The organism is Enterobacter sp. BIDMC92 (assembly GCF_001030225.1).
GTDB lineage: Bacteria > Pseudomonadota > Gammaproteobacteria > Enterobacterales > Enterobacteriaceae > Enterobacter > Enterobacter sichuanensis.
The window spans coordinates 1,275,639-1,291,666 of sequence record NZ_KQ087598.1 but is presented as its reverse complement, the minus strand read 5'-3'; the positions used below and the strand labels follow the sequence as shown (position 1 = coordinate 1,291,666).

General features: G+C 60.9%; 17 protein-coding genes. 9 read left to right on the top strand and 8 right to left on the bottom strand.

Going from position 1 to position 16,028, the window contains the following annotated elements; all coding sequences use genetic code 11:
• The first annotated feature begins 171 nt into the window (after positions 1-171).
• Both SP99_RS05820 and SP99_RS05815 read left to right on the top strand, forming a co-directional pair.
• Positions 172-477, top strand: coding sequence for a type II toxin-antitoxin system RelE family toxin (locus tag SP99_RS05820; protein WP_047957999.1), 306 nt, complete (start codon positions 172-174; stop codon positions 475-477).
• Positions 449-853 (top strand): helix-turn-helix domain-containing protein, encoded by a 405-nt coding sequence (locus tag SP99_RS05815; RefSeq protein WP_025756303.1) that lies wholly within the window; start codon positions 449-451, stop codon positions 851-853. The genes SP99_RS05820 and SP99_RS05815 overlap by 29 nt, the downstream gene beginning before the upstream one ends.
• Here the strand turns inward: SP99_RS05815 and SP99_RS05810 are convergent.
• Positions 850-1,047 carry a YbdD/YjiX family protein gene (locus SP99_RS05810; protein WP_047355420.1) on the bottom strand — a complete coding sequence of 66 codons (198 nt, stop codon included), beginning with the start codon at positions 1,045-1,047 and terminating at the stop codon, positions 850-852. The genes SP99_RS05815 and SP99_RS05810 overlap by 4 nt on opposite strands.
• A 60-nt stretch (positions 1,048-1,107) precedes the next feature.
• Positions 1,108-3,213 (bottom strand): pyruvate/proton symporter CstA, encoded by a 2,106-nt coding sequence (gene cstA / locus SP99_RS05805; protein WP_047957998.1) that lies wholly within the window; start codon positions 3,211-3,213, stop codon positions 1,108-1,110.
• Positions 3,214-3,482: 269 nt separating this feature from the next.
• Between cstA and SP99_RS05800 the strand changes: the two genes are divergently transcribed.
• Genes SP99_RS05800 through SP99_RS05790 form a run of 3 tightly spaced genes read left to right on the top strand, consistent with a single transcriptional unit; the run spans position 3,483 to position 5,765 of the window.
• On the top strand, positions 3,483-4,178 hold the full coding sequence (locus SP99_RS05800; RefSeq protein ID WP_047957997.1) for a nucleoside recognition domain-containing protein: 696 nt from the start codon (positions 3,483-3,485) through the stop codon (positions 4,176-4,178).
• Positions 4,175-4,639 (top strand): YjiG family protein, encoded by a 465-nt coding sequence (locus SP99_RS05795; RefSeq protein WP_045286221.1) that lies wholly within the window; start codon positions 4,175-4,177, stop codon positions 4,637-4,639. The genes SP99_RS05800 and SP99_RS05795 overlap by 4 nt, the downstream gene beginning before the upstream one ends.
• A 13-nt stretch (positions 4,640-4,652) precedes the next feature.
• Entirely contained in the window at positions 4,653-5,765 is a 1,113-nt protein-coding gene (locus SP99_RS05790; protein ID WP_047957996.1) for a M20 family metallopeptidase, read from the top strand.
• Between the two features lie 67 nt (positions 5,766-5,832).
• Here the strand turns inward: SP99_RS05790 and entH are convergent, their stop codons facing one another.
• Genes entH through entC form a run of 5 tightly spaced genes read right to left on the bottom strand, consistent with a single transcriptional unit; the run spans position 5,833 to position 10,658 of the window.
• Positions 5,833-6,246 (bottom strand): proofreading thioesterase EntH, encoded by a 414-nt coding sequence (gene entH / locus SP99_RS05785; RefSeq protein WP_047957995.1) that lies wholly within the window; start codon positions 6,244-6,246, stop codon positions 5,833-5,835.
• On the bottom strand, positions 6,246-6,998 hold the full coding sequence (entA, locus tag SP99_RS05780) for a 2,3-dihydro-2,3-dihydroxybenzoate dehydrogenase EntA (RefSeq protein WP_047957994.1): 753 nt from the start codon (positions 6,996-6,998) through the stop codon (positions 6,246-6,248). The genes entH and entA overlap by 1 nt, the downstream gene beginning before the upstream one ends.
• On the bottom strand, positions 6,998-7,852 hold the full coding sequence (locus SP99_RS05775) for an isochorismatase (protein WP_047957993.1): 855 nt from the start codon (positions 7,850-7,852) through the stop codon (positions 6,998-7,000). The genes entA and SP99_RS05775 overlap by 1 nt, the downstream gene beginning before the upstream one ends.
• 10 nt (positions 7,853-7,862) lie before the next feature.
• Entirely contained in the window at positions 7,863-9,473 is a 1,611-nt protein-coding gene (gene entE, locus SP99_RS05770; protein ID WP_047957992.1) for a (2,3-dihydroxybenzoyl)adenylate synthase EntE, read from the bottom strand.
• 9 nt (positions 9,474-9,482) lie between these two features.
• A complete protein-coding gene (gene entC / locus SP99_RS05765) occupies positions 9,483-10,658 on the bottom strand; it encodes an isochorismate synthase EntC (RefSeq protein WP_047957991.1) in 1,176 nt (391 codons plus the stop codon).
• Between the two features lie 188 nt (positions 10,659-10,846).
• Here entC and fepB point away from each other — a divergent pair, with 188 nt between their 5' ends.
• Positions 10,847-11,806 (top strand): Fe2+-enterobactin ABC transporter substrate-binding protein, encoded by a 960-nt coding sequence (gene fepB / locus SP99_RS05760; RefSeq protein ID WP_047957990.1) that lies wholly within the window; start codon positions 10,847-10,849, stop codon positions 11,804-11,806.
• 45 nt (positions 11,807-11,851) lie between these two features.
• Here the strand turns inward: fepB and entS are convergent, their stop codons facing one another.
• The gene (entS, locus tag SP99_RS05755) at positions 11,852-13,099 is read right to left on the bottom strand and encodes an enterobactin transporter EntS (protein ID WP_047957989.1); all 1,248 of its coding nucleotides are present in this window, start codon (positions 13,097-13,099) and stop codon (positions 11,852-11,854) included.
• A gap of 108 nt (positions 13,100-13,207) precedes the next feature.
• Here entS and fepD point away from each other — a divergent pair, with 108 nt between their 5' ends.
• Genes fepD through fepC form a run of 3 tightly spaced genes read left to right on the top strand, consistent with a single transcriptional unit; the run spans position 13,208 to position 15,992 of the window.
• The gene (gene fepD, locus SP99_RS05750) at positions 13,208-14,212 is read left to right on the top strand and encodes a Fe(3+)-siderophore ABC transporter permease (RefSeq protein ID WP_047957988.1); all 1,005 of its coding nucleotides are present in this window, start codon (positions 13,208-13,210) and stop codon (positions 14,210-14,212) included.
• Positions 14,209-15,201: an iron-enterobactin ABC transporter permease gene (gene fepG / locus SP99_RS05745; RefSeq protein ID WP_047957987.1), complete on the top strand. Its 993-nt coding sequence runs from the start codon at positions 14,209-14,211 to the stop codon at positions 15,199-15,201. Before fepD ends, fepG begins: the two co-directional genes overlap by 4 nt.
• Positions 15,198-15,992 (top strand): iron-enterobactin ABC transporter ATP-binding protein, encoded by a 795-nt coding sequence (gene fepC, locus SP99_RS05740; protein WP_047957986.1) that lies wholly within the window; start codon positions 15,198-15,200, stop codon positions 15,990-15,992. The genes fepG and fepC overlap by 4 nt, the downstream gene beginning before the upstream one ends.
• The last annotated feature ends 36 nt before the right edge of the window (positions 15,993-16,028 follow it).

Below are 16,028 nucleotides of genomic sequence, written 5' to 3'. Positions count from 1 at the left end.
TGCAAGCCTCTGTCGCGCGGCAGAGGCGTTTTGAAGCCGCCTCGAGGGAATGCGTTTTGCCTCTTACCGGCGTTTATTCTCCGCTCTACAGTACCCCATAAGAAATTCGGAATTTATCTAATAGTCTTATTATTTCCTTATATTTTGTGTGGGCGTACAGTGGAGGTACGGATGAAGATTGTCTGGTCCAATGGTGCAAAGAAGGCGTTTTCAAAGATTGACGAGCGGTATCAGCGACGCATTGAGGTAAAGCTTGCTGAACTGGATGACCGTTCCGCTCCCCGGCCCGATATCAAAAAAATATCGGCGACAGAAGATCATTTCCGGCTACGCGTTGGCGATTACCGCATCATCTATACGCTTCGGGACGATCCCGATGACCATTGTTATGTTTTGGCCATCAAGCGTAGAACTTCAACGACTTACCTGCATGAGGAGAGTGCAACCTATGGCTGTACAGCTAATCAAGGACGATAACGGGAAAACGCAGTACGTCGTTATTCCCTATCACGAATATTTTCGTATGCTCTTACAAATGGCAGAAATTGACGACGAAACCGACGACGACCTGGAGGATATTGAAGTCGAACACGATAGTCTGGATGACGTTGAGCTTCCTGGCGAGGTTTGCAGCATCATGACCTGGCAGAACGTCAGCCTGCAGGCCGCATGGCGCATCCTGCGCGGCATGTCCCAGCAGGAGGTGGCAGAGAAACTAGGCATCAGCCAGTCCGCCGTGTCACAGCTGGAAGCGCTGGACTCTCGCCCGCAAAAGCGTACCCGCGAAAAACTCGCGGCACTTTACGGCTGTAAGCAGGAACAGATCAGCCTCTATTTACCGAAAGAGGGTTAACAGCACTTCGCCCCGCCCTTGCCGCCGTAGCGGGCGTCCTGGCGATCGCGGAAAAATTCTTCATAGTTCATTGGCGTCTGGTCCGGATGGTTGACGCGCATATGCTCGACGTAGTTGTCGTAATCCGGTACGCCGATCATCATTTTGGCGGCCTGGCCCAGGTACTTACCTGCTTTGGAAAGGGTGTCGAACATCATTCTCATCTCACAGGAAAAGTAGGCCGGGTAAGGCGAAGCCGCCACCCGGCACAAAGGTTAATGCGCCCCTTTCGCCTGGGTGACAATCGTTTCCAGGTTTTCAGGCATTGGCTCATACGGTGTCTCTTTCGCCGTCGGCTTGTCTTCTTTCAGCGCCGCCAGCGCGGTCTTCAGAGAATACAACGCCAGCACCACGACCACCACCATAAAGAAGATGGTCAGCCCGGCATCCAGACGGTTGTTAAAGACCAGCTGCGACAGCTGTGATTCCGTGTACTGCGCCGGGATCTTACCGCTGTCGATCATCGCCTGGAACTTGTTGGCAATCGCCAGGAAGCCCACTTTATTGTCCGGACTGAAGGCTTTCTGCCAGCCCGCCGTCAGGGTACAAATCAGCAGCCAGGCCGTTGGTACCAGCGCCACCCACGCATAACGCTGGCGTTTCATCTTAAACAGCACCACTGCACACAGCATCAGCGCCATGCCTGCCAGCATCTGGTTGGCAATCCCGAACAGCGGCCACAGGGTATTAATCCCACCCAGCGGGTCGACCACGCCCTGATGCAGGAAGTAGCCCCACGCCAGCACGCACAGGGCTGTCGCCAGCAGGTTCGCCGGTAACGACTCAGTACGCTTCAGGTTCGGGGAGATCACCCCCAGCAGATCCTGCAGCATAAAGCGCGCCGCACGGGTTCCCGCATCCACCGCCGTCAGGATAAACAGCGCTTCAAACAGAATGGCGAAGTGATACCAGAACGACACATCCATCAGCCCGCCCAGCGCACCGTGAAGGATATACGCCATACCGACCGCAAGCGTAGGCGCACCGCCCGCTCGCGAGATAATGGACTGCTCGCCCACTTCACTGGCAATACTCGTTAACGTATCAGGGGTAATCGCAAAGCCCCAGCCGCTCACCACCTGAGCAGCAGACGCCACAACGTCAGCGGTGCCCGCCGGCGCCAGAACCGCCATCGGGCTGTTCATCGCGAAGTAGACGCCCGGGTCGATAACGCAGGCGGAGACCAGCGCCATAATCGCCACGAAAGACTCCATCAACATGCCGCCGTAACCAATCAGGCAGGCCTGATTTTCATTCGCCAGCATCTTCGGCGTAGTGCCGGAGGCGATCAGCGCGTGGAAGCCCGACACCGCACCGCAGGCGATGGTGATAAACAGGAACGGGAACAGGTTGCCGGTCCAGACCGGGCCGGTGCCGTCGATAAATTTGGTCAGCGCCGGCATGGTCAGGGTCGGGCGCATAATCAGAATGCCGATCGCCAGCCCGACAATGGTACCGATTTTCAGGAAGGTGGAGAGGTAGTCGCGCGGCGCCAGCAGCAGCCACACCGGCAGCACCGCCGCCACAAAGCCGTAACCCACCAGCATCCAGGTGAGCTGTACGCCGGTAAAGTCAAAGAACGGTGCCCAGGTCGGGCTTTCCGCTACCCAGCCGCCGGAGATAATGGCGAATACCAGCAGCACCAGACCAATGACCGACACCTCACCAATGCGTCCCGGACGCAGGTAACGAATGTAGATCCCCATAAAAATGGCCAGTGGAATGGTGAACGCGACGGTGTAGGTCCCCCACGGGCTGTGGGTCAGCGCTTTCACCACGATCATCGCCAGCACCGCAAGGATGATCACCATGATCATAAAGGTCGCCACCAGCGCAATCACCCCGGCGGTGGCCCCCATCTCCTCTTTCACCAGCTCGCCCAGCGAACGGCCGTCGCGGCGGGTGGAGACGAACAGTACCATAAAGTCCTGCACCGCCCCCGCCAGCACCACGCCGGCAAGGATCCAGATCATCCCCGGCAAATAGCCCATCTGCGCCGCCAGCACCGGCCCCACCAGCGGGCCCGCTCCGGCAATCGCCGCAAAATGGTGACCGAACAGCACTTTCTTGTCCGTCGGAACGTAGTCCAGCCCGTCGTTATGGCGAACGGCGGGGGTCATGCGCGTGGCGTCAACCGCTAAAACGTTCTTCGCGATATAGCGGCCATAAAAACGGTACGCGATCAGGTAAATGCAGACGGAGGCAACGACGATCCACAGCGCGTTGATCTGTTCCCCCCGGTTGAGGGCGATATAACCCAGGGCAAAGGCTCCCACAACGGAGAGCCCTGCCCATAAAAGGTGTTTCCCTGAGTTGTTCATAATGGTGATCCGTTGTTGTGAAAACAGTGAGATGTTACATTTTGTTTCTAGAACAACAGCGAAAATTTAACAACTTTGAAACGCAATAATGCGTGGTCAAACCAGACATTTACACCACATTGTTAAGCCGATCACTTTCGTACCGTCACCGGTCACACTTTTGCCTTTTTCGTCCCGCCCCGGCCTTACGGGATGATTTGTATCATTTTTTTTGCCCGAAACCCCGCCAGAATGACCCTGCGCAATGGCGTGCACACAAGGAAAAGGATATGAACAGTTCAGTACCTCAGGATAGTAAGGTCGGGCCCGGCGCGTACTTCGCCCTGGCGTTTGCAGCCGTCTTCTTCTCTGGCCTGTTGGGCGGAAAAGAGTGGTACGGCGTGTTTGATTTCACCACCCTTAACGGTGCGTTTGGCAAAGTGGTCAGTAAAGCCAGCCTGGAGGATGGCACTCTGACGACGGCCAGCAGCGCCTTTCGCGGCACAGGCGGCAGCGGTGCGATGGACGGCTTTCTCTTCGCGCTCGGTCTCATTCCGGCCGTGATGTTTGCGCTTGGGATGATCAACGTGCTGGAGCACTACGGCGCCCTGCGTGCCGCCCGCAAGCTCTTAACCCCGCTGCTGCGCCCCCTGCTGGGCATTCCCGGCACCACCGGGCTGGCGCTGATAGGCAGCCTGCAAAGCACCGACGTGGGCGCGTCCCTCACCCGAAACCTGTCTGATGAAGGGCAAATCAGCGAAAAAGAGAAAGATGTCTTCGCCATGTTCCAGTTTTCCGCCGGGGCGATGATCACCAACTTTTTCTCCTCCGGCGCCATCCTCTTTACGCTGGTGGCCGTCGACGGCACGGCTGCCGTTCCCACCTCCATCGGCGCCTGCATCGCTGTGATGTTCATCATGAAAATCGTGGGGGCAAATCTGCTGCGTTTGCTCCTCTCTTGCACTGCTAAAGGAGACGCCGCATGAGTGCTCCACAATCCAACCCGGTTATCACTGATGTCTTCGTCGAGGGGGCACGCAAAGGCTGGAGCATTGCCACCAGCAGCACCCTGCCCAACGTGGTAATGGCGTTTATCATCATCAAAGCGCTGGAGATCACCGGCGCGCTAAAAGGACTGGGGATGCTCTTCGCCCCGCTGATGGGGCTGTTTGGCCTGCCGGGCGAAGCCGCCGCTGTGCTGATTGGCGGCTGGATGTCGATGGGCGGTGGGATAGGCGTCGCCATTGGCCTGTTTGATAAGGGCATTCTCACCGGCGAACACCTGGCGATTCTGGCACCTGCCATCTACCTGATGGGCTCGCAAGTGCAATACCTGGGCCGCATTCTGGGGGTGATCGGCACCCGCGCCAGGCGCATTCCGCTGATGATCGCCATCTCGGTAGTCAACGCATTCTTAGCCATGCTGCTGATGCGCATTATTCTCTGAACAGGACGTGAACATGAATCTTGACCATTACATCGAAGAACTGAAAAGCCTGGTGAACGTAGACTGTGGAACCCAGACGATTGCAGGCGTCGCCACCGTGGCAGGCATTATGCAGCAGCTCTGGCAGCGCGAGGGCTGGCATACCGAACAGGTAAACCTGGGCGATAAGGTGGGTCCCGGCGTGTTCGTCTGCAACAAACCGCAGGCACAACAGTTTGACGTGCTGCTGGTGGGCCATCTGGACACCGTGTTTCCCGCTGGCACAGTGGCCGGGCGCCCGCTGAGCGAGGACGATACTCGCCTGTACGGCCCCGGCGTCTCGGATATGAAGAGCGGACTGCTGAATATTTTATGGGCAATGCGCGAACTGGACACCGCTGACAAAGAACGTCTGGCGATAGCCGTGGCGATGAACCCGGACGAAGAGACGGGTTCCGTCTATTCCCATGAATGGATTGGCGCGCTGGCAAAACGCTCCCGCTGCGTGCTGGTCTGCGAAGCCGCCCGCGCCGACGGCTCGCTGGTGAAAGCGCGGAAAGGCATGGCGGGCTATCACCTCACCTTCAACGGCGTGGCGGCGCATGCGGGTAACGACCCGGAAAAAGGCCGCTCGGCGATTACCGCCCTGGCGAACAGCGTTATCGCCATTAATGCCCTGAGCAACCTCGATCGCGGTACCACTCTCAACGTCGGGGTGATACAGGGCGGCAGCGCGGCCAACGTGGTGGCCGATAAAGCTGTGGCCGAACTGGACGTCCGCTTCTGGGAAAACGATGAGTACGACCGGGTAAATCAGGCGCTGGAGGCGTTATGTGAAAAAGGCTTTTTAGACGGCGTGACCACCACGCTGACGCGGGTCAACCACAAACCGGCGATGGCAGCAAGCGTTGCAACGCAGGCGCTAATGCAGCAGGTTGAAGCGGCGGGGAAAGCGGAAGGTATCGCCATTACCTGGCAGGCGGTTGGCGGCGGCAGCGATGCCAACCACACCGCGGCGCTCGGCATCCCGACGCTTGACGGCTTCGGGCCCGTTGGCGCCGGGTTCCACAGCCCCGCGGAGTGGCTGGATAAAGCGTCCATAGCGCCGAGAATTCGGTTACTTAAGCGCGTCGTTTCAATGCTCTAATTTTGCACGACACTGTCCCCTCTCCCTGTGGGAGAGGGTTAGGGTGAGGGCAACAGGCCACACAACACTAACCCAGCACCATCGTACTCAACCGGCAGGTACAGCACCGCCGTCCCTGCTCGTCGAAGACCACAATCTCCCAGCTCTGGCTGGAACGCCCCAGATGCAGCGGCTGACACACCCCGCGCACCTTACCGTGCGACACCGCGCGATGATGGGTGGCGTTCAGTTCCGTTCCCACCACGCTCTGCCCGTCCCGGGTCATCAGAAACCCGGCCATCGAGCCGAGCGTTTCCGCCAGCGCCGCCGAGGCTCCGCCGTGCAGCAGACCAAATGGCTGGTGGGTTCTTGCGTCCACCGGCATCTCCGCTTCCAGCGTGTCGTCACCGAGGCGGGTATAGACGATGCCAAGATGCGCCACCAGGGTGTTCATGCTGGTCGCGTTCAGTTCATCGAGGGATAAATGACGTTTCCAGATCATTACGCCCCCAGCGTGGAGCCACCGTCCACCACAATATCCTGCAGGGTGATATGGCTGGCGGCATCGGAGGCGAGGAACAGCACCGTACTCGCAATCTCCTGCGGACGGGCGATTTTGCCGAGCGGAATGCCGAGCTTAAACTGCTCGCCAAAGCCGCGAATGCGCTGCTGCTCTGCATCGTTGCTTTTCCACAGCGTGCGCTGCATATCGGTGTCCGTTGAACCCGGCGACACCAGGTTGCAGCGCACGCCGCTGGCCGCCAGCTCCAGCCCGACGGTCAATGCCAGGCTTTTCAGCGCCGCTTTCGAGGCGCCGTAGGCGCTCATGCCAATACGCGGGGTATGCGCCGCATCCGAAGCCACCGTCACAATCGCCCCGCCCTGCTGACGGCGAAACTGGCCCATCGTCTGCTGGAACAGATTAAACGCGCCGCCAACGTTGACCGCGAAGGTCTGCTGCCAGTCCGCCGACGAGAGCTGGTCGGTTGCCCCCATCCGCAGAATACCGGCCGCGTTAACCAGTACGTCCAGACGTTCAACGGTAGTGAGCAAACGACCACACACCTCGCTGACCTGCGCATCATTCGCCACGTCCAGCGCTTCGGTCGCAAAGGGATAATCGCCCAGCGGAAACGCCAGGTCGAACCCGGTTACCTGTGCGCCCGCTTCAGCGAACGCCAGCGCCGTCGCATAGCCAATGCCTTTACCCGCCCCCGTCACCCAGACGGTTTTACCGGTGAAGTCAAATCCCATTACAGCACCTCGCGGGAGAGCAGCGCCCACCAGGCGTCGAGAGTGGGATTTTTGGCCAGCATCACGAAATCAATGTCGCCATGCACTTTGCGCCAGCGGGCGGCCAGCGCCATCATGCGCACCGAGTCCAGACCGTAGTCGATCAGGTTTTCGTCATCCATCGGCTCGTCGGACTCGTCCAGCAGCGGCAGGAGCAGCTCACGCAGCGCGGCTTTTGATGGCGGAACCGACGGCAGCAGCTCGTCGGTCATTACCACGCGGCCAGAGCGCCCGGCCACGTAGTTCAGCGACATCAGATGCTCATCGCGGGTGAAATCCGCCAGCGCGTCGGCAATAAAGAACGGTTTGATGTCGCGCATAAAGGCATCGGTGGCGGTGGTCATGCAGCCGATGTGGGCGTACACACCGGTAATCAGCAGCTGGTTGCGGCCCGTCTCTTTCAGCATCTGCTCCAGCGGCGAGCGGTGAAACGCGCTGTAGCGCCACTTCACCAGCACGGTGTCCGCTTCGTCCGGCGTTAGCTGAGAGACGATACGCTGCTGCTCCGGCGAGCGGGTCAGGCCCGGCCCCCACATGTCGTTGAGCAGCGCGCGGTCTTCATCACTCTGCTCTTTCGGCTGGGCGGTGTAGTACACCGGAATATTATGCGCTTTGCAGTACGCGCGAAGTTTAGCAATGTTCGCCACCATTTGCTGCATCATCCCGCTGTTTTCGCCCCAGAAGTTCAGGAAGTATTCCTGCATATCGTGGATCAACAGCGCGGCACGCTCAGGCTCAAAGGCCCAGTTCACTTTACTGGTTGGTAGCTCTGCGGCAGTTGGCAGCGCGTAAGCGGTTAATTTTGGGATAGTCATACTCTGTTCCTCAGCCCCGGGCGCGTTCAGCCAGCCACAGGCGCAACTGTTTCTTATCGACTTTGCCGACCGGCGTCAGCGGGAGCGCATCCACGCTCTCCACGCGGTCCGGCAGCTTGAATTCGGCAACGCCCTGCTCGCGCAGGAAACGACGCACCTCGACCGCGCGCAGGGGCTGTTTCACCACCAGATACGCACAGCTCTTCTCGCCAAGCAGGCTGTCCTCCATGCTCACCAGCGCGGCGTGGATCACCGCCTCGTGGCGCAGCAACAGGTTCTCGATCTCTTCGGCGGCGATCTTCTCGCCGCCGCGGTTGATCTGATCTTTCTCACGCCCCTGCACGGTGATGTAGCCCTGCTCATCGATGGCGATCAGATCGCCCGAGCAGTAAAAACCCTCAGCGTCGAAGGCGCTGGCGTTGTGTTCCGGGCTGTTAAAATAGCCGCGGAAGGTATAGGGCCCGCGCGTCATCAGACGACCGACTTCCCCGCGCGGAAGCGGGTTGCCGTGCTCGTCCGCGACCCACACTTCATCATCCGGGCACATCGGGCGGCCCTGCGTGTTGATGATGCGCTCCGGCGCGTCGTCGAGGGCGGTGTAGTTCACCAGCCCTTCCGCCATGCCGAACACCTGCTGCAGCTGGCAGCCAATCTCCGCCGGAATACGCGCCGCGAGCGTGGCGGAAAGACGCGCACCGCCCACCTGCAGCAATTTGAGAGACGTCAACTGCGCGTTCCCCGCCCCATCGGCGATGGCCTGCAGCCACAGGCTGACCGCCGGAGGAACCAGCGAGGTGACGGTAATCTGATGCTGTTCAATCAGCGGGAAGCAGAGCGTGGCGCTTGGATCGCTCGCCAGCACCACGCAGCCGCCCGCGGTAAAGACCCCTAACGATCCCGGCGAGCTCATGGCGTAGTTATGCGCCGCGGGCAACGCGTTGAGGTAGCGGGTGTCGACAGTAATGCCGCAAATTTCGTTGCTGCGGCGGATGCTGTAGTCGTAATCGTTGTGCGTGCGCGGGATGAGCTTGGGCGTGCCGGTGCTGCCGCCGGAAAGCTGGAAGAAGGCCACTTCATCGGCGGGCGTCGGGTTGGCAATAAAATTATCCGCCGGGCGGGAGATCGCCTCCTCCAGCGCATGCTCACCACTGTCACCGCGTAGCAGGACGACGCGTACCGAACGGTGTTCATCCACGAAAGCATTGAGGAAATCATCGCCTGCGAACAGCGCGTGGTCGCGGTCGGCAATCAGCACGGCGGGTTTGATTTGCACAGCGTAGGCGTTCAGCTCGCTGCGCTGGTGGCTAAAAAGCGCGTTGACCGGCGCGACGCCAATTTGCAGCAGCGCGAAGAAGGTGATGTAGAACTCGGCCACGTTGCCAAGCTGCACCAGCGCCGTCTCGCCGCGCTGCAACCCGCGCGCCTGAAGCGCTGAGGCCAGGTTGTTCACGGCCTGATTAAACGCGCGGTAGGTCACGCGACGTTCGCCGTCGATAATCGCTACCGCATCGCTGTCCGCGCGATCGGTCAGGATGTGGGTTAACGGCAGATCCTGCCAGTAGCCTTTTTCTCGGTAGCGCCGGGCGAACGCCTCAGGCCAGCGGGTAAAGGGAATGGTCATCAGTCTTCCTTAGTGCAAACCAAAAACATTGAGCATGGTGGAGAGCTTCACACCGGTTTCACGCCACTCGCCCACCGGGGAGGAGGCAGGCACAATGCCCGCACCGGCAAACAGGCGAACGCGATTTTTATGCAGCCGCGCGCAGCGGATGGTCACCACCCACTCGCCGTTGCCTTCGCTGTCGCACCAGCCGACGATGCCGCCGAACAGCTCGCGGTCGAACGGCTCCAGCTCGGCAATCAGCGCTTTTGCCGCCTGATGCGGGAAACCGCTCAGGGCTGGCGTCGGGTGCAGCAGGCAGGCCAGGGTCAGGGCGTTCTCGTTTTCGCGCGCCTCGCCTTCCACGGGCGTCGCCAGGTGCCACAGCGTCGGCGTGGTGATCAGCTGCGGAGAGTCCGGCATGCTGAGGTGATGGCTCCGGGGCGCGAGAATGGCTTTCATCGCCTGGGTCACGAGGTCGTGCTCATGGCGGTCTTTTTCGGAGGCCAGCAGCTTATTGCCCGCTTCACGATCCAGCACATCGTCCGGCTGGCGGCGCGCCGAGCCAGCCAGCGGCAGCGAACTAAAGTGCGCCCCCTCTTTGCGCAGCAGCAGCTCCGGGCTTGCCCCGAGCAGCACCCCGCCGTCTTCCAGCGGTACATGGAAGTTAAAGCTCGCCGGGTTCTGGGCGATAAGACGCTCCATCAGGGCGCCGCTGTCCATCGGCCTGTCGGTCGCGATATCAATCAGGCGCGACAGCACCACTTTGTTCACCTGCGGCGTGGCGGTGAGCGATGCGGCGCGGGCGACCATCTCTTCAAACACGGGCTGCGGCGGGATCTCGGTGCGTTGTTCCACCTTCAGCGTCTGCGAGCCGGAAAAATAGCGCGCGGACTGCTGACGTGCAGGACGGGAAAAGGTCTGCCAGTGCTGCGGAATAAACAGCGATGAGGGCTTGCGGGTATCGAACGGGATCGCCCCTACCATCACCGGGTGAGCGATACCGCTGGCTTTGGCATTCCGGAAGGCCTGGGCTAATTTTTGCTGGAACTGACCCGTCGGATCGTCGCCGCCGACGGCGGGCTCATTGAAGCGGGAAAAGCAGCCTGACGTGGTAAAGCTGCGGTAAGGCGACATAAAGAAAAAGCGGTCTGATTGCAGCGTGCTTGCGGTGTGCTGAACTTCCTCAGCCAGGGACGTATCCATATCATCCTCCTCAAAATGATAAAAGAAGCAATAATGATTATCATTTATATTTTCGTCGGCTAACCTAATCCCACATCGCTTCGCTGTCAACCGTCGGGCAAATAACTTGTGCGACAAAAGCTTGCATCCCTGCGCGGCAACCTTGAAAATGAGAAGCATTATCTTCAACAAAAACAGGATACCGCGCTGTGAAATGCCCTGCCGTTTACCGTACTTCCCTGCTTTTATTGGGACTTTTTGTTTTAGGACTTACCTCAGCCACCGCCGCCGACTGGCCCCGCCAGGTGACGGACAGCCGCGGCGTGCATACCCTGGAGAGCAAGCCGACGCGCATTGTCTCCACCAGCGTGACCTTAACCGGCTCCCTGCTGGCGATTGACGCCCCGGTTGTCGCCAGCGGTGCAACCGCGCCCAACAACCGCGTGGCGGACGCGCAGGGATTCCTGCGCCAGTGGGGGGATATTGCGAAACAGCGCAAGGTCGCACGGCTGTATATCGGTGAGCCGAGCGCCGAAGCGGTGGCAGCCCAGATGCCGGACCTGATCTTAATCAGCGCGACCGGCGGGGATTCCGCGCTGGCGCTGTACGATCAGCTCTCCGCCATCGCCCCGACGCTTGTCATCAACTACGACGACAAAAGCTGGCAGGAACTGCTGACCCAGCTCGGTACTATTACGGGTCAGGAAAAGCAGGCCGCTGGGCGCATTGCCGCATTTGATAAACAGCTTGCGCAGGTAAAGCAGCAGATGACACTGCCGCCGCAGCCGGTGAACGCCATCGTCTACACCGCCGCCGCGCACAGCGCCAATTTGTGGACCGCGGAATCGGCCCAGGGCAAGCTTTTGCACCAGCTGGGCTTTACGCTGGCAGACTTGCCTGCCGGGCTGCATACCTCAAAAAGCCAGGGCAAACGCCACGACATTATTCAGTTAGGCGGTGAAAGCCTGGCGACGGGGCTCAACGGCGAAGGGCTGTTTGTGTTTGCCGGCGACGAGAAAGACGTGGAGGCGATTTACTCCAACCCGCTGCTGGCGCATCTGCCAGCGGTGAAGAACAAGCGCGTCTGGGCGCTGGGAACCGAGACTTTCCGTCTGGACTATTACAGCGCGATGCTGGTGTTAGACAGATTGAATACATTGTTTAAGTAGGTATTTCCCCTCCCTCTCCCTGTGGGAGAGGGCCGGGTGAGGGCATCAGGCCGCACCGTTATTAAACACAACCTCCTGCCTGAATCGGCGCAATTCTGCCAACGACATCAATAAAATCCCGCCAATAGCGGCTAATACAAACCCGCTGCTGCTCGCCGACGCCACCGGGGTCATTATCGTCCCCAGGCCGCCGAGGATCGCCGCACCAATGGCATCGCCCGTCACGTTCTGCGCGGTCCACAGGCCGTTAATGCGCCCCAGCATCCCTTCCGGCGTCTGGGTCTGGATCAGGGTGTACTGTAACAGCGAGCTGATAGCGCTCAGCCAGCCGAAAATCACCAGGCACATCACGCCCAGCGCCCACACCGGCATCAGGCTGAAGAAGCCAATGGCGATAAACGAGGCCAGCGTGGCAAGCAGCATAATCAATCCCGGACGCGCGGTCTGCGCCAGGTTGCCGCTGGTCAGCGCACCGCACGCCGCGCCGAGCGGAATGGCGGCGTAGAGAATGCCTATCTCCGAAGCGCTCATCTGCCACTCGCCCGCCAGCGCCGGGTACAACACGCGCACCGCGCTTGCCATGGTCAGCAGGCCGCCGAGCAGCGCAATCCCGCCGATCAGCGGGTTGCTGAACAGAAAACGAATAGCCGCCATCAGTGATTTCAGCGGATGCTCGCGCGGCTGCGGCGGCGGGGGCAGAAGCGGCAGGCGCAGCAGGGTCAGTGTGGTGATAAACGTGCCCGCCGCTGCCAGCCCGTAATTCCAGGCCACGTTACCCGTTGCCAGCAGCAGGCCGCCGGCCATAGGCGAAATCACCGAACCCAGACGGACGGTGAGCATCGTGATCGCCCCGGCCTGCATCAGGTTTTCGCGCCCCACCAGCGCAGGCGTGGCCGCCAGCAACGCCGTCACGCCTAGCGAGGCAAAGAAACCGTCCCACAGGCCAAGCGCGTAAATGGCCATCAGCGACGGCTCCGACAGCATGGCGTTCAGACACAACCCGACGAACCCCACCCCGCAGGTGCCGCGCGCCAGCAGGATCAGCTTTTTACGCTCGTAGCGGTCCGCCAGCACGCCGCCGACCATCAGGCCGATAAACATCGCCCCACCGGTTAAGGTGACCGAAAGGCCCACCAGCCAGCTGGAGTGCGTCATGGTCTGGATCTGTACCGGCACGGCCACGCCGAGCAGGCCGAGGGACAAAATGGAGATAAAGCGGGCGATAAACACAGCGCGATACGCCGGATGTGTTTTAAGCAGGCTGAGGTTGAGCAGCCAGGATTTTTGATTCATGACAAAGCCTTGAGTGTAATTCTACCCTTTCCATGGGCGCACATGCTAACATAGCCAAATAAGATAGATAACGATAATCACTATCATTATCAAATCATGGATGTTGCTATGTCGTTTTCCTCTTCTTCGGTGCGCGCCCTTGCCGTGCCCGTTTTATTGCTGCTGTTAATTCTGGCGATTGCACTCAGCCTGCTGGTCGGCGCGAAGCCGCTGCCTGCATCCATTATCGTTGATGCGCTCACCGGCACCTGCCAGAGCGCCGACTGCGTTATCGTGCTCGACGCCCGTCTGCCCCGCACGCTCGCCGGGCTGCTGGCCGGTGGCGCACTCGGTCTTGCCGGTGCGCTGATGCAAACCCTCACCCGTAACCCACTGGCGGACCCCGGCATTCTCGGCGTTAACGCCGGAGCCAGCTTTGCCATCGTGCTCGGCGCGGCGCTGCTCGGTTTGACCTCGCCATCTGAACAACTGGTGATGGCCTTCTGCGGCGCGCTGGCCGCCTCGCTGGTGGTGGCGTTTACCGGCAGCCAGGGCGGCGGCCAGCTGAGTCCGGTTCGCTTAACGCTGGCAGGCGTGGCGCTCGGCGCGGTGCTGGAAGGGTTATCCAGCGGCATCGCCCTGCTCAACCCGGACGTCTACGATCGGCTGCGTTTCTGGCAGGCCGGCTCGCTGGATATCCGCACGCTGGACACCTTAAAAGTGGTGGCGATCCCGGTGGTTATCGCCGCCGCCGTGGCGCTGTTTTTAAGCCGGGCGCTGAACAGCCTGAGTCTCGGGAGCGACACCGCCACCGCGCTCGGCAACCGCGTGGCGCGGACCCAGCTGACGGGATTACTGGTCATCACCGTTTTGTGCGGCAGCGCGACGGCGGTTGTCGGCCCGATAGCCTTTATCGGCCTGATGATGCCGCACATGGCGCGCTGGCTGGTGGGGGCGGATCACCGCTGGTCGCTGCCGGTGACGCTGCTGGCAACGCCCGCCCTGCTGCTGGTGGCCGATGTTGTGGGTCGTCTTCTGGTGCCCGGCGAGCTGCGCGTCTCGGTGGTCAGCGCCTTTATCGGCGCGCCGGTGCTGATCTTCCTTGTGCGCCGTAAACGCGGAGGTGGCGCATGATGGCCCCGTCCCGTCGTTTAATGACCAGCGTCGCGCTGCTGCTTATCGCCATTCTGCTGCTGGCGGTCTGGAGCCTGCGCAGCGGCGCGGTCACGCTCGATTTTACTCAGGTCTTTAACGCCTTGCTCGGCAGCGCACCGCGCAACCTCTCCCTGGTGGTCACCGAGTGGCGACTGCCGCGCGTGGCGATGGCGATTCTGGTGGGCGCGGCGCTCGGCGTCAGCGGTGCGATATTCCAGTCGCTGATGCGCAACCCGCTCGGCAGCCCGGACGTGATGGGCCTCAATACCGGCGCCTGGAGCGGCGTGCTGGTGGCGATGGTGCTGTTTGGTCAGCACCTGACGGCCATCACCTTTACGGCGATGGCGGGCGGCATTCTCACGTCTCTGCTTATCTGGGCGCTTGCCTGGCGCAACGGTATCGACACCTTCCGCCTGATCATCATCGGTATCGGCGTGCGCGCCATGCTGATGGCGTTTAATACCTGGCTGCTGCTGCAGGCCTCGCTGGAAACCGCGCTCTCCGCCGGGCTGTGGTACGCCGGCTCGCTCAACGGCCTGACCTGGGGCAAAACCTGGCCCGCCGCGCCATTGATTGTGCTGATGTTTATTGCCGCACTGCTGCTGGTGCGGCGCATGCGCCTGCTGGAGATGGGCGATGACAGCGCCTGCGCGCTGGGTGTCGGCGTTGAGCGCTCGCGCCTGATGCTGATGCTGGTGGCGGTCTTGCTGACCGCAGCCTCCACCGCCATCGCCGGGCCGATCTCGTTTATCGCCCTTATCGCGCCGCATATCGCACGACGTCTAAGCGGGACGGCGCGCTGGGGATTAACTCAGGCGGCACTGTGCGGCGCGCTGTTACTGCTGGCCGCGGATCTCTGCGCCCGGCAGCTGTTTATGCCTTATCAACTGCCGGTGGGCGTCGTGACCGTCAGCCTCGGCGGGATTTACCTCATCGTCTTGCTCGTTCAGGAGTCACGCAAGAAATGACCGATACCACCTCCCGCCTGCGCGGCGAAAACCTCACCCTCGGCTACGGCAAAAAAATCATTGCCCGTGATTTAACCGTCGCGATCCCGGACGGCCATTTTACGGCAATCATCGGCCCGAACGGCTGCGGTAAATCGACACTGCTGCGCACGCTGAGCCGCCTGATGACGCCCGTTGAGGGCAGCGTATTCCTCGACGGCGAGCAGATCCAGCGCTTCCCCAGCAAAGAGGTGGCCAGGCGCATCGGATTGCTGGCGCAAAACGCCACCACGCCGGGAGACATCACGGTGCTGGAGCTGGTTTCGCGCGGGCGCTACCCGCACCAGCCGCTGTTTACCCGCTGGCGTAAAGAGGATGAGGAGGCGGTCAACCGCGCAATGCGGGCGACCGGGATTACCGATCTCGCGCAGCAAAGCGTGGACACTCTCTCCGGTGGGCAGCGCCAGCGGGCGTGGATCGCGATGGTGCTGGCGCAGGAGACCGCCATCATGCTGCTGGACGAACCGACGACATGGCTGGATATCAGCCATCAGATTGACCTGCTGGAGCTGCTGAGCGAGCTGAACCGCACGCAGGGGTACACCCTGGCGGCAGTGCTGCATGATTTGAACCAGGCGTGCCGCTACGCCACGCATCTGATTGCGCTGCGCGACGGCGAGATTGTGGCGCAGGGCGCGCCGAAGGAGATTGTGACGCCAGAGCTGATCGCGCGGATCTACGGCATGCGCTGCATGATTATTGACGATCCAGTGGCGGGAACGCCGCTGGTGGTGCCTTTAGGTCGGCGGTAATTGCCGGGTGGCGGCTTCGCCTTACCCGGCCTACAT

What these genes read in the sequence shown, in the direction of transcription:
- entA (WP_047957994.1), bottom strand. Translation starts at nt 6,998, where the DNA reads ATGGGATTTGACTTCACCGGTAAAACCGTCTGGGTGACGGGGGCGGGT.
- entH (WP_047957995.1), bottom strand. Translation starts at nt 6,246, where the DNA reads ATGATCTGGAAACGTCATTTATCCCTCGATGAACTGAACGCGACCAGC.
- fepG (WP_047957987.1), top strand. Translation starts at nt 14,209, where the DNA reads ATGATGGCCCCGTCCCGTCGTTTAATGACCAGCGTCGCGCTGCTGCTT.
- entE (WP_047957992.1), bottom strand. Translation starts at nt 9,473, where the DNA reads ATGACCATTCCCTTTACCCGCTGGCCTGAGGCGTTCGCCCGGCGCTAC.
- SP99_RS05815 (WP_025756303.1), top strand. Translation starts at nt 449, where the DNA reads ATGGCTGTACAGCTAATCAAGGACGATAACGGGAAAACGCAGTACGTC.
- SP99_RS05790 (WP_047957996.1), top strand. Translation starts at nt 4,653, where the DNA reads ATGAATCTTGACCATTACATCGAAGAACTGAAAAGCCTGGTGAACGTA.
- fepD (WP_047957988.1), top strand. Translation starts at nt 13,208, where the DNA reads ATGTCGTTTTCCTCTTCTTCGGTGCGCGCCCTTGCCGTGCCCGTTTTA.
- SP99_RS05820 (WP_047957999.1), top strand. Translation starts at nt 172, where the DNA reads ATGAAGATTGTCTGGTCCAATGGTGCAAAGAAGGCGTTTTCAAAGATT.
- SP99_RS05810 (WP_047355420.1), bottom strand. Translation starts at nt 1,047, where the DNA reads ATGTTCGACACCCTTTCCAAAGCAGGTAAGTACCTGGGCCAGGCCGCC.
- entC (WP_047957991.1), bottom strand. Translation starts at nt 10,658, where the DNA reads ATGGATACGTCCCTGGCTGAGGAAGTTCAGCACACCGCAAGCACGCTG.
- SP99_RS05795 (WP_045286221.1), top strand. Translation starts at nt 4,175, where the DNA reads ATGAGTGCTCCACAATCCAACCCGGTTATCACTGATGTCTTCGTCGAG.
- fepC (WP_047957986.1), top strand. Translation starts at nt 15,198, where the DNA reads ATGACCGATACCACCTCCCGCCTGCGCGGCGAAAACCTCACCCTCGGC.
- cstA (WP_047957998.1), bottom strand. Translation starts at nt 3,213, where the DNA reads ATGAACAACTCAGGGAAACACCTTTTATGGGCAGGGCTCTCCGTTGTG.
- SP99_RS05800 (WP_047957997.1), top strand. Translation starts at nt 3,483, where the DNA reads ATGAACAGTTCAGTACCTCAGGATAGTAAGGTCGGGCCCGGCGCGTAC.
- SP99_RS05775 (WP_047957993.1), bottom strand. Translation starts at nt 7,852, where the DNA reads ATGACTATCCCAAAATTAACCGCTTACGCGCTGCCAACTGCCGCAGAG.
- entS (WP_047957989.1), bottom strand. Translation starts at nt 13,099, where the DNA reads ATGAATCAAAAATCCTGGCTGCTCAACCTCAGCCTGCTTAAAACACAT.